Below are 15,212 nucleotides of genomic sequence, written 5' to 3' on the forward strand. Positions count from 1 at the left end.
CCTAATGAATATCATCCACGTTATTGTCCTGGCTATAATTGAAGGGATAACAGAATTTTTGCCCGTATCATCAACCGGGCATATGATCATCGCTTCATCCGTAATGGGCATAGCTGCCGATCCTTTTGTTAAGCTTTTTACCATTGCTATACAGCTTGGCGCTATATTATCGGTAGTGGTTTTATATTACAAAAGGTTTCTGCAGTCGGTTAATTTTTACATTAAATTATTGGTGGCCTTTATCCCGGCAGCCATATTTGGGGTGCTGTTCAGTAAAAAAATAGATGCCCTGCTGGAGAGCGCGCTAACTGTAGGCATTACTTTATTTGTTGGTGGTATCATACTGTTATTTGTAGATAAATGGTTCAATAAGCCAACCGTAAAGGCCGAAAAAGATATCAGTTATTTAACAGCCCTTAAAATCGGCTTTTTTCAGTGCCTGGCCATGATCCCTGGTACCTCACGTTCGGCGGCTACCATTGTTGGGGGGATGTCGCAGAAATTAACCCGTACCGCCGCTGCTGAGTTTTCTTTCTTTTTAGCTGTGCCAACCATGTTTGCAGCAACCGCCAAAAAGCTGTATGATTTTCATAAAGAAGGCCACATATTTACCGGCGAAGAAATTAAACTGCTGGCTATAGGCAATGTGATCGCGTTTATAGTAGCCATGCTGGCTATCAAAACATTTATTACTTTTTTAGAGCGTAAAGGTTTTGTGATATTTGGCTGGTACCGTATTGTTGTAGGCGCAGTTATTATCGGTTTAATATTGAGCGGCCATCAATTGCAAACAGTATAGTTTCTTAAAAACGTCCAACTTATAAAATTCAAACTGTCACCGTTCCGGAAAAACTTTTTAAACCTTTATTTTAACACTTTTCTGCTCGAAATGTGGGTGAAAATAGGTGGAAAATGCTTGAAAACTCATTCAAAACCATCGATTTTAACACTTTTTAACAAATTTTTGACAGGTTTTATTTTCTTTAAAAAGCAATAAAAATCTGATAATTAATAAGTTAATAAGAATTTAACTACTTTTGGGCCTCTTTTCTTCCCTTGTTAAATAGTTCTGATTATGATTTTCAAACAGGGCTGGTTTGATGAGCGAGTACCTTAAAGATACAAAAAACGGTTGGGATTCACAATGCCTCTTCTCAAATCCCCAAATTTTGATTCCGTACAATTTCCCTACCTTTGCCGCTTTAATAGCACTCATTGAAGAACACATATACTCACATACAGGAATTTGCCGAAGGGCAGTTGCTGCTGGTTAATAAGCCCTACAATTGGACAAGCTTTGATGTGGTGGGTAAAATCCGCAATTCATTTAAGCCGCTTAAACTTAAAGTAGGGCATGCCGGTACGCTTGATCCGCTGGCTACCGGCTTGCTGATCATCTGCACCGGAAAAATGACCAAGCAGATCGACACCTTCCAGGCCGAAGAAAAAGAATATACCGGTACCATGACATTGGGCGCAACTACCCCATCTTATGATATGGAAACTGAGCCCGATAATAAATTCGACACCAGCCAACTTACCGAAGAGCAGCTGCGTAATAACTGCAGGCAGTTTACCGGCGATATACAACAATATCCGCCGGCACACTCGGCCATTAAGATTGACGGCGAGCGTCTTTACGAAAAAGCCCGCAGGGGCGAAGAGGTGGAATTGCGTTTGCGAAGTGTGACCATCGCCGAGTTTGAACTGACGCGTATTGAACTGCCCGAGGTTGATTTCAGGGTGGTGTGCAGCAAGGGAACGTATATCCGGTCGTTAGTGAATGATTTTGGTGCTGCACTTAATAATGGGGCTTATCTTTCCAAACTCAGGCGCACACGCAGCGGTAATTTTCGGGTAGAGGATGCCTGGGAAGTAATGGAGCTGGTAACCATGATCAGGGAGTTAAAGACCGGAGAAGGGGCACCGGAAATATAAAGAGCTATTGTCATTTCGACCGGAGGGAGAAACTATCTCTTGAACGAAGTGAAAAATCTTTTGCGACTGATATGTCCCGCGCAAAAGATTTCTCCTCGTACCTCGTTCGAAATGACACTTCTTTTCTCCAACCTGTCATTTCGAACGAGCGGCTGGGGCAAAGAGGGCAGGGCGAGGAGAAATCTTTTACGCCATGTTCCCAATCGTGCGGAATTTGTACATTTAAAACATGTGGAATCATAACTACTATGTTTACATTACAACTAACCCTGATCGGACAGTACTGTATGTTGGTGTCACAAATGATATCAGCGTAAGAATTATTCAACACACAGAAAACAGGGGCACAAAGCGATCATTTACAGGTAAATACTATTACTACCTCTTGGTTTATTACGAGCATTTTACGCACATTGAACATGCTATTGAAAGAGAAAAAGAGATTAAAAAGTGGAGGAGAGAGAAGAAAGAGGCTTTGATTGCCGCAACAAATCCAAACTGGATATTTCTGAATGAGCAGGTGAGTGGGGAATAGTTTGGATTCAGGGTGTAATTCATGGCGCAAAAGATTTCTCCTCGCGCCACCGCACTTTTCATCCCCGGCTCGTTCGAAATGACAAGCGGGTATTGTAGGATATAAAAACAAACCAAACAATTACATCCCAAAGTCAAAATAATTGACTTTTATAGTCTTAACGGTCAAAAAATTAACTTTGTGTTTTTACGCATATCATGAGGGTTTACAATCATATTGACGAATTTACAGCGGTAAAAAACGCAGTGGTTACCATTGGTACTTTTGATGGGGTACACATCGGTCACCGTAAAATTATATCGGGGATAAAAGAAATAGCGGATAGCATAGGTGGCGAAACGGTTATATTAACCTTCTTCCCGCATCCGCGCATGATACTGCACCCCGAGGATGAAAGCCTGAAACTGATCACCACCATTACCGAAAAAGCGCAACTGATGGAGGATCTGGGTGTTGATCATTTGATCATTACCCCGTTTTCAAGAGATTTTTCGAACCAAACTGCCGAGAGCTATATCCGCGATGTACTGGTGAATAAAATAGGTACTAAAAAAATTGTGATCGGTTATGATCATCGCTTCGGGAAAGATCGCCAGGGTGGCTTCGAAGATCTGCAACGGCTTGGTCCTGTTTATGGTTTCGATGTGGTTGAAATACCCGAGCAGGACATCAACGAAGTAGCCATTAGTTCTACCCGCATCCGTAACGCCTTACTGAACGGGAAAATAGACCTGGCCAATTCTTTTTTGGGTTATCCTTTCTTCATTACCGGCACCGTGATCCGCGGCGACCAGATCGGCAGGCAATTGGGTTATCCTACCGCCAATATCGTGGTAGAAGAAAAATATAAGCTTATCCCAACCGACGGTATTTTTGCCGTAACGGTCACTGTTGCAGGCGAAAGGTATAAGGGTATGGCTTATATTGGCAGTCGCCCAACCGTAAATGGCCTTACCCGCAACATCGAGGTCAATATCTTTGATTTCGACCAGGAGATCTATAACCAGGCTATCCGCATGGAGTTTCACCACTATGTACGCGGCGACGTGAAATTTGCCTCCCTTGACGAACTTAAAGTGCAGCTGGCCAGGGACAAAGAAGATGTGTTGGCGCTGTTATAACCCCACCCAACCCTCCCCGAGGGGGAGGGCTTAAAACAAAAAGTTTTTCCGGAAGGTGAGATTTCAATGTTATTAAATTAAGAAAACGCATATGTTTCAATGGCGCTGTAGGCGCTACAGGTCGGTAGAAAATTCATTTTTTTAACATTTTAGCGTGCCATCGGTACGCAATTCCACCAAGTTCCGTACCGATGGCACGGTATTTTTATATGCTATTTTTCTACCGACCTTTGACCCCGCTGGGGTCAGCTCTTAATTTAATGACATTGGGGAAGATTATTCACAGTGTTTGTTTTCATGGTGTTCATGAGGGCTGCGCCGTTTAGAGGGTGTTATTAATGAACTCAGGCGAGCCGCTTTGAAAATTCAGAATAAACTTTTGGCTAAAGCCTCGTTTTAATTGTTAAACCTCCCGTCCCATAAATGGGACGGCAATGAATTAACCCCTCTTCCGAGATCCGTTTTTTTTCATTCATTGCCGTTGGGCTTTAGCCAACGGCTAAATTGCCATGTTCCAAAGGCTTTAGCCAAAATTTGTAAACGGGATATTTTTAAGGAGATTTCCCCCACAAATGAACTAATGAACCAGTGAACTAATGAACATTTTCGTACCTTTACCTGTCAATATGACTCAGTCTGTTGCCTTGGCGCAATTGTTGAGTTTGTTCGATTATATCAAAATAATATGTTAGATTTTATCAGTAAGCTTTTTGGAAGCAAATCAGAACGGGATGTAAAAGCAATACAGCCTATAGTTGAAAAAATTAAGGCTGAATTTGCGAAACTCGACAACATCAGCAATGATGAGCTTAGAGCTAAAACCATAGATTTTAAAGAAACCATAGCCCAGGGCCTCTCAGGCATTGATAGCGAGATACAAGCTATTAAAGACCGTACCGAGAATGAGCTGGATATGGATGTAAGCGAAAAGGTGGAGCTTTACACCCAGTTGGATAAACTGGAAAAAGACCGCAATAAAGAGCTGGAAGATATATTGTTGAATATACTGCCCGAAGCGTTCGCGGTTGTTAAAGAAACCGCCCGTCGCTTTGCCGGTAATAAAACCATTGAAGTTACTGCCACCCAGTTTGATCGTGAGCTTGCCGCAAGCAAAAGCAACGTGATCATCAAAGGCGACCAGGCTATACACCACAATACCTGGCTTGCTGCCGGTAATGAGGTTACCTGGGATATGGTACACTATGATGTACAGCTGATTGGTGGTATTGTACTGCACCAGGGTAAAATATCAGAAATGGCCACAGGTGAAGGTAAAACGCTGGTAGCCACGCTGCCTGCATACCTGAATGCGCTGGCTGGTCAGGGTGTACACATCGTAACGGTGAATGATTACCTGGCCCGTCGTGATAGTGAGTGGATGGGCCCATTATATGAGTTCCACGGTTTATCGGTTGATTGTATCGATAAGCATGAGCCAAATTCTGATGAGCGCCGCAAAGCTTATCTATCAGATATCACTTTTGGTACCAACAACGAATTCGGTTTTGATTACCTGCGTGACAATATGACACGTAGTCCGGAAGAGTTGGTACAACGTAAGTCACATTACGCCATGGTGGATGAGGTCGATTCAGTGTTAATTGATGATGCCCGTACACCTTTAATTATATCTGGTCCAATCCCTCGTGGTGATGAGCATGAGTTTTATGAGCTGAAACCACGCATTGAGCGTTTGGTTAACGCGCAGAAAGCCTATGTAAACGGCGTATTGAATGAAGCTAAAAAAGCCATTAACGAAGGTAATACCGATGTTGAAGGTGGCGGCTTAGCTTTATTACGTGCTTACCGTGGTTTACCAAAAAGCAAGGCTTTAATTAAATTTTTGAGTGAAGGCGGTAACCGTACTGTTTTGCAGAAAGTGGAAAACCACTATATGCAAGATCAGGGTAAGGATATGCCTAAAGTTGATGCCGAGCTTTTCTTTGTGATCGACGAAAAAAATAACCAGGTTGAACTGGCCGAAAAAGGTATCGAACTGATCACCTCATCGGGCGAAGATCCTCACTTTTTTGTAATGCCTGATGTAGGTACCGAAATTGCTGAGATCGAAAAATCGAGCCTGAGCGCTGAAGAAAAAATTGCCCGTAAAGATGAGCTGATGCGTGATTTCTCTATCAAATCGGAGCGTATCCACTCGGTTAACCAGTTATTGAAAGCTTATACCCTGTTTGAAAAAGATACAGAGTATATCCTGGATGAAGGCAAGGTGAAAATTGTAGATGAGCAAACCGGTCGTGTATTAGACGGTCGCCGTTACTCTGATGGTTTACACCAGGCTATTGAAGCAAAAGAAAATGTAAAGGTGGAGGACGCTACACAAACTTTCGCGACCATCACCCTGCAAAACTACTTCCGTATGTACCACAAACTTTGCGGTATGACGGGTACTGCTGTTACAGAAGCAGGTGAGTTTTGGGAAATATACAAACTGGACGTGGTAGAGATACCAACCAATACCCCGGCAAGTCGTGCAGACAGGCAGGATCTGGTTTACCGTACTGTTCGTGAAAAATATAATGCTGTTGCCGATGAGATCGTGAAACTGACAGAGGCCGGTCGCCCGGTACTGGTAGGTACTACATCGGTTGAAATTTCGGAATTGCTGAGCCGTATGCTAAAACTGCGCGGTATCAAACATAACGTACTGAATGCCAAAATGCACCAGAAAGAGGCCGATATTGTGGCCGAAGCCGGTAAAACAGGTACGGTGACCATAGCTACCAACATGGCTGGTCGTGGTACGGATATTAAACTGGGTGCAGGTGTTAAAGACGCGGGTGGTTTGGCCATTGTTGGTACAGAGCGCCATGAGTCGCGCCGTGTGGACAGGCAGCTGCGTGGTCGTGCTGGTCGTCAGGGTGACCCGGGTTCGTCTCAGTTCTTTGTATCGTTAGAGGATAACCTGATGCGTTTATTCGGATCAGAGCGGATCTCTAACCTGATGGTACGTATGGGTATTGAAGAGGGCGAAGTAATTCAGCACTCCATGATCTCCAAATCCATTGAGCGTGCGCAGAAAAAGGTAGAAGAAAACAACTTTGGTATCCGTAAACGTTTGCTGGAGTATGATGATGTGATGAACTCACAGCGTACGGTGATCTATACCAAACGTAAAAATGCCCTGTTTGGCGAACGTTTAGACGTTGACCTGAGCAACACTATATTTGATGTGGTTGAAGATATTGTGACCGAATACAAAGAAGCGAACAATTACGAAGGCTTTACGCTGGAAGTGATCCGTTTGTTCTCGGTTGATATTGAACTGGATATTGAAGAGTTTGCAGCAAAAAATATTACTGCACTTACCGACAGGACTTTCCAAACGGTAATGGACTTTTACAAACGCAAACAAGAAGCGGTAGCTCAACAGGCCTTCCCGGTACTGAAAGATGTATATGATACCCGCGGCCAGTATGTTGAAAATATTGTGGTTCCGTTTAGCGATGGTATCCATGGCATACAGGTTTCTGTACCCTTGAAAAAAGCGGTAGAGAACCATGGGACAGAGGTGTTTAAATCTTTTGAAAAGAACGTGACCCTGTACCTGATTGATGATGCCTGGAAAGAGCATTTGCGCGAGATGGATGAGTTAAAACAATCGGTACAGAACGCGGTTTATGAGCAAAAGGATCCGCTGTTGGTTTACAAGTTTGAAGCTTTTGAACTATTCAGAGGAATGCTGGCCAATGTGAATAAAGAGATCGTAAGCTTCCTGTTCAGGGGCGGAATCCCCGTTCAGCAGCAACCAGATGAGATCAAAGAAGCCAGACCGGAGCCAAAGCTTGATCTGCGTAAAATGAAAACCACCAAAGCCGAGCTGGTAAGCGAAAGCAATGGTATACCGATGGATGATTTCCGCGAGCAGCAGAAAGCCACCCCGGTTAGGGTTGAAAACAAGATCGGCCGTAACGACCCTTGTCCTTGCGGCAGCGGTAAAAAATATAAAAACTGCCACGGCGTAGGGCAGAATTAAGAATACACAATACGTCATTGCGAGGAACGAAGCAATCTCTATACTATACAGAGCGAACTTACCTGTTTGACCTGCCTGCGTAGAGATTGCTTCGTTCCTCGCAATGACGGTTTTTAATAAAGCAAACTAATGAAAAAAGCAGTATTTGATCATCAAGCTAAACCAGCCGTTATCAGATACTGCATTTTTTTTGTGCTGATCATAGCATCAACCCAGGTCTTTGCGCAGCAAACACACGGCAGGGTTGAGGTAGTTAAAGATCCCCTTGTGGATACGCTGATAGCTAAACGTTATGAGATGAGCAATGCGAGCGGTGTTCCCGTCGCCTTTTCATCTTACGGTTACAGAGTGCAGTTCTTCAGCGGCTCAAACCGCAAGGATGCTTATAACGCCCAGGCCAGGCTGCAAAGCGAGTACCCCGAGTTGCGTACCTACATCATTTATAACGAACCCAACTTTAAGGTTCGTGCCGGCGATTTCAGAACCCGGCTGGAAGCGCAGAAGCTGATGCAGGAACTGCGTGCTTCGTTCCCGAGCCTGTTCATCATCTCAGAAAAAATAAATCTACCCAAAACGGATACCAATGATTAAAGAACAAATACAGGAATTATCCCAAAAAATATTTAACGATGTAGTGGCTAATCGCCGCCATTTGCATACCAATCCCGAGCTATCATTTCACGAGCAAAAAACATCTGCTTTTGTGGCTGGCAAGCTGGAAGAGCTGGGTTTAACCTACGAAAAAATGGCCGATACAGGCTTGGTTGCTTTAATCAAAGGCGATTTACCATCTGATAAAGTAGTAGCCCTTCGTGCCGATATGGACGCGTTGCCGATTATCGAAGCCAATGATGTGCCCTACAAATCGCAGAATGTAGGTGTCATGCATGCCTGCGGTCACGATGCGCATACTTCATCATTATTAGGTACCGCCCGTATTTTAACAGAGCTGAAAAGCCAGTTTGCCGGTACAGTGAAACTAATATTTCAACCCGCCGAAGAGAAGCTGCCCGGTGGAGCCAGCCTCATGATCAAGGAGGGGGTGTTAGAAAATCCTAAACCGCAGGCCGTACTAGGGCAACATGTAATGCCTTTGATTGATGCCGGTAAGGTAGGTTTCAGGGCAGGCAAGTATATGGCCTCAACCGATGAGCTGTATGTTACCGTGAAAGGTAAAGGCGGCCATGGAGCCCAGCCACAACAAAACATCGACCCGGTAATTATTACTGCTCATATATTAACCGCGCTGCAACAGGTAGTAAGTCGTTTTGCCGACCCAAAGAGTCCGTCGGTATTATCATTTGGTAAGGTGATCGCCAACGGCGCTACCAACGTGATCCCGAATGAGGTTTACCTGGAAGGTACCTTCCGCACCATGGACGAAAAATGGCGCGAAGAGGCTCACAAACGCATGAAAAAAATGGCCGAAGGCATTGCTGAAAGCATGGGCGGCAGCTGCGATTTTAATATTATGCGCGGTTATCCTTTCCTGATCAACGAAGAAGTGCTAACTGCCGCAACCCGTGGCCATGCCGAAGATTACCTGGGTAAAGAAAATGTGCTCGACCTGGACATCTGGATGGCAGCCGAAGATTTTGCCTACTATTCACAAGTAGCTGACAGCTGTTTTTACCGCCTGGGCACCCGTAATGAAAGCAGGGGTATTACCTCATCGGTACACACACCAACCTTTGATGTGGAAGAGGACGCTTTTAAGATCAGCACGGGTTTAATGGCTTATCTGGCAATTAAGCAATTAGGAAACTAATCGAAAGAAACGTCAATAAAGCCATGTCATTGCGAGGAGGAACGACGAAGCAAGAGCCTCACCCCAACCCTCTCCAAAGGAGAGGGCTTTAAAATACTTTTTGAAGTCGCCCCCTTTGGGGGAGATTTAGAGGGGGCTCTTGCCACGCTGCGCTCGCAATGACATAGTGTAACAATTATGGCCAAATAACATCAATACCTTGATGAAAAAAACAATAATAGCGCTGGTATTAATCATTGCCTCGAGTTCTTCTTTCGCGCAGCAGATCAAGCGTTTTAATCCCGATACTATACGTACCATTGTAATCGACTCGTTGGTTGATATCAAATCGCACAGATTAAACGCGCAGGATTTTATTGATGCCGTACTGGCCGATACCAGTTTTTACAAGGCTTTTCAAAACATGAAACGCTACGGTTTTACCGCCGAGAACCGCATTTTTACTTACGATAAAAAGAACAAGGTTGATGGTAAAATCTATCGCAAGATCATCCATAGCAATGCGGCCGGCAAGCACCGGATGGAATATATAGCCAAAACCGATAGCGGAAACATGTTTAAAAAGAACGGCAAATACCAGCTGTATACCGTGGAAATGTTCGACTATATTTTCATGAATGCTTACAACTCCGACTTTACCAAGGGTGATGCCCTGCCGGGATCGGGAGGTAAAAATGAATCCTATAAAGACAAGCTGAAAACACTCATTTTTACCCCGGGGCGTAAGGTAAAAGGCATTCCTTTTATCAGCAGCAAAACCGAGATATTTGCTGGCGATATGCGCGGATATTATTACTACGAATTCGCGCGCGGTAAGTATCTGGATACTATTCCGGTTTACCGTTTCAGGGTGCGGTGCAAGCCAAGCACATCAGATGGTGATACCATGATCAAGGAAATGACTACCATATTTGATGAACGCACCTTCCAGATCCTGGGCCGTTATATCGATATGAAGTTCAGTAATATGTTTGTTGACTTTAATGTGCAGATGAACATCGAACTCAATAATTTTGGCGGCGAACTACTGCCGACCAAAATAACCTACCAGGGCAACTGGAATATCCCCTTCCACAAAGAAGAACGCGCCAGTTTTTTAATTGTGCATAAGGATTACAAAAAGGAATAAACCAATCAATTATAATTCTTCTGATAGATAGCCGGGGTAATGCCTGTCCACCGTTTAAAGGTGCGGGTAAAGGCGCTCAGTTCGTTATAGCCCAGCATATAGGATATTTCCTTAACCGGATAGGAGCCGGCTTTTAAATAAGTAATGGCTAGTGACTTGCGCACCTCATCGGCCACCTGCTGAAAGTTAATGCCTTCTTCTTTAAGCTTTCGCTGTAAAGTTCGCGCGCTAATATTAAAATTAGCCGCGATATCCTCCAACGATACAATACCGAGGTAAGAGTTAGCCAGCAAATAATTATGGATCCGGTTTTTGAGCGTTTGTTTTTCGGCCAGGGTATCTTTTAACGGGCTTACCTTTTGCAGCAGGATCTGCTGCAGTTCGTAATTAGCGGTAATGATCTGCTCGTCCCAGTATTTTTTGTCAAATGTGAGGGTGTTAGTAGCGGTATTCATGACCGGCTTGCAGCGCATTACGCGTTCATATTCGGCTAGGTTATCAATTGGCCTGCCGTAGCTGATCGCCCGTGGACTTATCTTTTTCATCATCAATCCATCCAGTTCATGCACCACAAAAACCATCAACAGATCAAGCGTTTGCACGGATGTGATGGAACTTTGCCAATCAGGCGCTGTGGGAATAAATGCTACCGAAAAGGAATCTTCATTTTGCTGCACTTCTAAAGAAAAAGCCGTGGTAATTAAATGGGTTAACGACGCGGCAATGGTTAAGGCGCCGCCAACGGTTTCGCTGCTCTTGATGATCTCCCCAACAATACCCAGCGCCGATAGCTGCAACGACTCGCCAAAGTGCAGGCCAAACAGGCCATCCTTACTTAAATGAATAGCATTGAGCCACAGGTCGCCCACCTGTTTGGGGCTAAGCGGCTGTTTATCCGTTTGCAACTGGGCCATGGATATGTTTGATAAACGGCACAGCGTTTCGGGCGACAGGTCGCGTTGTACGGCGTAGGCCAGTAAACTTATTGTTAGTTTTTTAAGCTGATCTTCCATGATTTTTTGATTGCTGTACTAATGTACCTGTAGTAAACGGCACTGCCAAAAATTGGCGCAATGTGGTAAGCAGATGTCGTGTAATGGTAAGTTATGAACAGGGTTTGCTCGCGACCTTTGGTTTATCAAAAAGAAAGGAAAACACCATGTCGCTATTCAAAACAAAGTATTTATCCCTCAAACTCACCAGTATACTATGCCTGTTGGCCACTACCGGTTATAGCCAGGCACAATTAACCAACACTATTCATCAAACAACAACAAGTAACATGAAAAACGAAGCAAAACAAGTAGTAACCGATTTTTTAAACGCCGTACAAGTAGCAGATATTGAAAAATTAAACACCCTGTTACATCCTGATGTGCAGTGGAGCCAGCCGGGTAACAGTCGCATTTCGGGCATTAAACATTCCAGTAATGAGGTGTTCCAGATGGTAGGTAAGATGTTTGAGCTATCAGCCAATACCTTAAAACTCACCGACATCAAATCCATCTGTGTTAGCGGTAACAAAGTAGCTTGTCTGCTGCATTGGAATGCCGCCCAGCCTGCCGGTGGTATTTTGGATGTGGATAATATTGATGTGTACACGGTAGAGAACGGCAAGATCATCAAGGTTGAAGTATTTACCGCTGATGAAGCTAAAGAAGAAATGTTCTGGGGCGATTGAGATCTTTATACCATTAGGTTATCCACAGAGACGCATCGCAGGCGTCTCTTTTTGTTTGATACTTATAATGAGGGGTTTAATATCTGTTTAAAATACCTTATTTTTAAGATGAAATCAGCAAACCGGCATTATCATGACCTTCAAGTTATTTATCAAAAACAAGCGTGTTGTGCTATATGGTGTGGCCTTGGCTGTGCTTTTGTTTTTATTGAAATGGCTCGAGTTTCATTTTATTATTATCAGTAACGCTTATGAGGTTTATATAGGCGTCATAGCTGTGCTCTTTACTTTGCTTGGGATCTGGCTTGCCTTAAAATTGACTAAGCCCAAAGTTGAAACGGTGGTAGTTGAAAAACCAGTTTATATCAGTAACCTGTCTGATTTTTCTCCAAATCAGCATGAATTGACCCGGCTTAATCTGAGCCGGCGCGAGCTGGAAGTATTAGAGCTAATGGCCGAGGGGCTAAGTAACCAGGAAATATCAGCACGTTTGTTTGTATCGCTAAATACCATTAAAACGCATTCATCAAACCTGTTTGATAAAATGGAAGTAAAACGCCGTACGCAGGCTATTGAAATGGCTAAAAGATTGTGCATTATACCCTAATAAAGCTCATACTTTGGTATGAAATGATGTTTCGTTCATCAAAATCACCCAAAAGTATGACCATAAAAATGTTTTGATCGTTCAACTTTGTCCTGTTAAACCAATTAAAATAAACATCATGAAAAAAAATGTACTTGTTTTTGGAGCAATCGCGGGAATCATCACAGCAGGATGGATGATGGTTGCCGTTGTTGGGCACTATAACAATCCAAACTTTGAGGGCAGTATGTGGATGGGCTACGCATCAATGATCGTGGCCTTTTCCTTTATTTTTGTCGCTGTCAAAAATTTCAGGGATAAATATAATAATGGCATTATCTCTTTTGGGAAGGCTTTTAAAATGGGGCTTTACATCGCGTTGGTGGGTTCAACCATATATGTACTGACATGGCTGGTTGCGTATTATTGTTTCATGCCCGATTTTATGGATAAATATGTGGCGCACGTTATCTCCAAAGCACAAGCGAGTGGGGCCAGCCAGGTCGAGATCGCCAGGCAAAAGGAACAAATGGCAGGTTATGCCAGTATGTATAAAAATCCGTTAGGAGTGATCGTGCTTACCTATATGGAGATTTTGCCCGTGGGTTTGGTCATTGCTTTAATAGCCGCATTGATCTTAAAACGCAAACCTGCTACTGAACAGACCATGCCAGTTGTTTAATAATTTTTAGGTCCCTTTTGCGGGAGGATATATTTCGCGAAACTCTGAAGAAGAAAAGGCATCCTTAAAGGATAAAACAAGGTGTCATGCTGAGCCCCGTCGAAGCATGGTGGGTTGGGCCTCTGACCACGCCCTTCGACAAGCTCAGGGTGACAGGCCCTTTTGTACTCGGTATCTACGATATATTATAATCAGAGACGCATGTGATGCGTCTCTACAAAAAAGCCAGATCTTTAGTGATGGGCCTTCCAGGTTTTTAGTTCCTCGGCTATAAAATGGTTTACCAGGTCGGCGTACATTTTTTCTATCGCGTCGGGGCAAAGTCCTTCGGCTTGTGCCCATGACCTTCTTTCGGTAAGCATGGCTTTAAACCGCTCGGGCGAGGCCACGTTGGTAGGGTTTCTTTTGAATTTGGCCGCCGCTTGTACATACTTAAACCGGCGACCTATTAATGCGATCACCAACCTGTCTATAGCGTCAATTTCCTGCCGTATATCGGTCATGTCCCGGCATTCATCGGGTTGGTTGCTGGTGGTCATCTTTTTATACTTATAGGGGGCTTAGCTTCGTTTTTTTTTCAGTGTAGCAACGATCATTTTTATACGGCCAGATCTTCCTCCGTAACAACCTGGTAACGCGCTTCATGCAGAATAGGGAAGTTGCAGGAGTTGGCAATAAAACACATTTTATTAGCTTCCTTATGCAGTTCCTCGGCCTTGTCAATCATCGCCTTGTCCATCACGGTGATCACCGGTCTTAACAATATCACGGTAAAGCAGCCACTTCCGTTCCTGTTTTCGAGCATTACGCCTTCGGCATTGTCTTCATAGGCAGTTACTACAACGCCTGCTGTAGTGCACAAATGCAGGTACCACAGCATATGGCAGGAGGAAACCGCTGCAACCAGCAGGTCCTCGGGATTGTGCTTTGATCTGTCGCCACGAAAATTTGGATCTGATGAACCTAAGATGCATTGTTTGCCATCAATGTTGATCTCGTGACATCGTTCATAAGCCCGGTAATCTTTAGTTCCGTTACCTGTATTACCAGTCCAGGTTACGTTTGTTTGATAATGATGATTTTTCATAGTGCAATATAAAGTAGGGTAGGCAGAACTCAAACCCGTTTCCTGCTATCGTTTTTTAATTAAGTTATATCCGCTAACCAGCATATAAAAGCCATAAGCAGAAGTGGCCAGGGCTACTCCAATACCCATTATGGTTAAATCAAGCGCCTGGGTATACTGGTGACCGGCCATCAGGATGATACCGGTTAAGGCTGCCAGGCAGGTCCAGGTGGCTAAATAATAGTCAATTTTTCTATTGAACACTTTTGCCATGGGGTAAAAGTGCAAACCAACAATCAGGGCAATGGCGGGTAACGTAAACTGTTGATATCCCAGCACCAGCAGTATAACCGAAACAACGGGAATAGCCGTTCCTTCAATACCAAAAATGATCCCGAAACGGGTAGCCATCATTTTACCTTCGGCCGCATCGCTGTCGCCGGTAAATTTGGGAAATCTTTGCGCAGCTATTAATATTGTAATGCCGTATACTACAAATATGACACTGAAAATAGAAAAAAGGATCAACACCGCGTGATGATCATAATGCTCCAGGCCACCCTGCGCTATCCCCGTCCACATCATGGTAAAAAGGGCCATGAGCAATAAGCCCCCACCAATACTGCGGATAGCTATTCTTGGTAAAACTTGTGAATCAATTGCCATGGTTTTATTTATTTACGCTGATTAATGATAAAGTGATACAACAACA

Annotated in this window: 15 protein-coding genes; 11 read left to right on the forward strand and 4 right to left on the reverse strand. The window is 43.9% G+C overall.

Translation table 11 applies throughout. From position 1 onward, the window contains the following. Positions 1-4 precede the first annotated feature (4 nt). From AC57BQ_RS26435 to AC57BQ_RS26470, 8 genes are all read left to right on the forward strand, one after another. Positions 5-799 carry an undecaprenyl-diphosphate phosphatase gene (locus AC57BQ_RS26435; RefSeq protein ID WP_496409095.1) on the forward strand — a complete coding sequence of 265 codons (795 nt, stop codon included), beginning with the start codon at positions 5-7 and terminating at the stop codon, positions 797-799. 416 nt (positions 800-1,215) lie between these two features. Beyond that, complete coding sequence (truB, locus tag AC57BQ_RS26440; RefSeq protein ID WP_496409096.1) at positions 1,216-1,938, forward strand: tRNA pseudouridine(55) synthase TruB; 723 nt, start codon at positions 1,216-1,218, stop codon at positions 1,936-1,938. Positions 1,939-2,167: 229 nt separating this feature from the next. Then, complete coding sequence (locus tag AC57BQ_RS26445; RefSeq protein ID WP_496409097.1) at positions 2,168-2,473, forward strand: GIY-YIG nuclease family protein; 306 nt, start codon at positions 2,168-2,170, stop codon at positions 2,471-2,473. Positions 2,474-2,670: 197 nt separating this feature from the next. Beyond that, positions 2,671-3,594 carry a bifunctional riboflavin kinase/FAD synthetase gene (locus AC57BQ_RS26450; protein ID WP_496409098.1) on the forward strand — a complete coding sequence of 308 codons (924 nt, stop codon included), beginning with the start codon at positions 2,671-2,673 and terminating at the stop codon, positions 3,592-3,594. Between the two features lie 685 nt (positions 3,595-4,279). After that, the gene (gene secA, locus AC57BQ_RS26455; RefSeq protein ID WP_496409099.1) at positions 4,280-7,588 is read left to right on the forward strand and encodes a preprotein translocase subunit SecA; all 3,309 of its coding nucleotides are present in this window, start codon (positions 4,280-4,282) and stop codon (positions 7,586-7,588) included. 129 nt (positions 7,589-7,717) lie between these two features. Continuing rightward, complete coding sequence (locus AC57BQ_RS26460) at positions 7,718-8,179, forward strand: SPOR domain-containing protein (protein WP_496409100.1); 462 nt, start codon at positions 7,718-7,720, stop codon at positions 8,177-8,179. Continuing rightward, positions 8,172-9,356, forward strand: a complete 1,185-nt coding sequence (locus AC57BQ_RS26465; RefSeq protein WP_496409101.1) for a M20 metallopeptidase family protein — start codon at positions 8,172-8,174, stop codon at positions 9,354-9,356. The genes AC57BQ_RS26460 and AC57BQ_RS26465 overlap by 8 nt, the downstream gene beginning before the upstream one ends. Positions 9,357-9,558: 202 nt before the next feature. Continuing rightward, a complete protein-coding gene (locus AC57BQ_RS26470) occupies positions 9,559-10,485 on the forward strand; it encodes a hypothetical protein (RefSeq protein ID WP_496409102.1) in 927 nt (308 codons plus the stop codon). A gap of 5 nt (positions 10,486-10,490) precedes the next feature. Here AC57BQ_RS26470 and AC57BQ_RS26475 read toward each other — a convergent pair whose 3' ends face one another. After that, complete coding sequence (locus AC57BQ_RS26475; protein ID WP_496409103.1) at positions 10,491-11,498, reverse strand: AraC family transcriptional regulator; 1,008 nt, start codon at positions 11,496-11,498, stop codon at positions 10,491-10,493. A gap of 62 nt (positions 11,499-11,560) precedes the next feature. On the opposite strand from AC57BQ_RS26475, the gene AC57BQ_RS26480 reads away from it, so the two are divergent. From AC57BQ_RS26480 to AC57BQ_RS26490, 3 genes are all read left to right on the forward strand, one after another. Then, positions 11,561-12,166, forward strand: coding sequence for a nuclear transport factor 2 family protein (locus tag AC57BQ_RS26480; protein ID WP_496409104.1), 606 nt, complete (start codon positions 11,561-11,563; stop codon positions 12,164-12,166). Positions 12,167-12,299: 133 nt separating this feature from the next. Further along, entirely contained in the window at positions 12,300-12,773 is a 474-nt protein-coding gene (locus tag AC57BQ_RS26485) for a response regulator transcription factor (RefSeq protein WP_496409105.1), read from the forward strand. A gap of 118 nt (positions 12,774-12,891) precedes the next feature. Further along, positions 12,892-13,434, forward strand: coding sequence for a DUF4199 domain-containing protein (locus tag AC57BQ_RS26490; RefSeq protein WP_496409106.1), 543 nt, complete (start codon positions 12,892-12,894; stop codon positions 13,432-13,434). Positions 13,435-13,667: 233 nt separating this feature from the next. Here AC57BQ_RS26490 and AC57BQ_RS26495 read toward each other — a convergent pair whose 3' ends face one another. The 3 genes from AC57BQ_RS26495 to AC57BQ_RS26505 are packed head-to-tail and all read right to left on the reverse strand — an operon-like array spanning position 13,668 to position 15,166. Further along, complete coding sequence (locus AC57BQ_RS26495; protein ID WP_496409107.1) at positions 13,668-13,973, reverse strand: isochorismate lyase; 306 nt, start codon at positions 13,971-13,973, stop codon at positions 13,668-13,670. 59 nt (positions 13,974-14,032) lie between these two features. Then, the gene (locus tag AC57BQ_RS26500) at positions 14,033-14,521 is read right to left on the reverse strand and encodes an OsmC family protein (RefSeq protein WP_496409108.1); all 489 of its coding nucleotides are present in this window, start codon (positions 14,519-14,521) and stop codon (positions 14,033-14,035) included. 45 nt (positions 14,522-14,566) lie between these two features. Next, complete coding sequence (locus tag AC57BQ_RS26505; RefSeq protein WP_496409109.1) at positions 14,567-15,166, reverse strand: hypothetical protein; 600 nt, start codon at positions 15,164-15,166, stop codon at positions 14,567-14,569. Positions 15,167-15,212 lie beyond the last annotated feature (46 nt).

It is taken from the genome of Mucilaginibacter sp. BGA-UO-ETr-C110 (genome assembly GCF_059567985.1).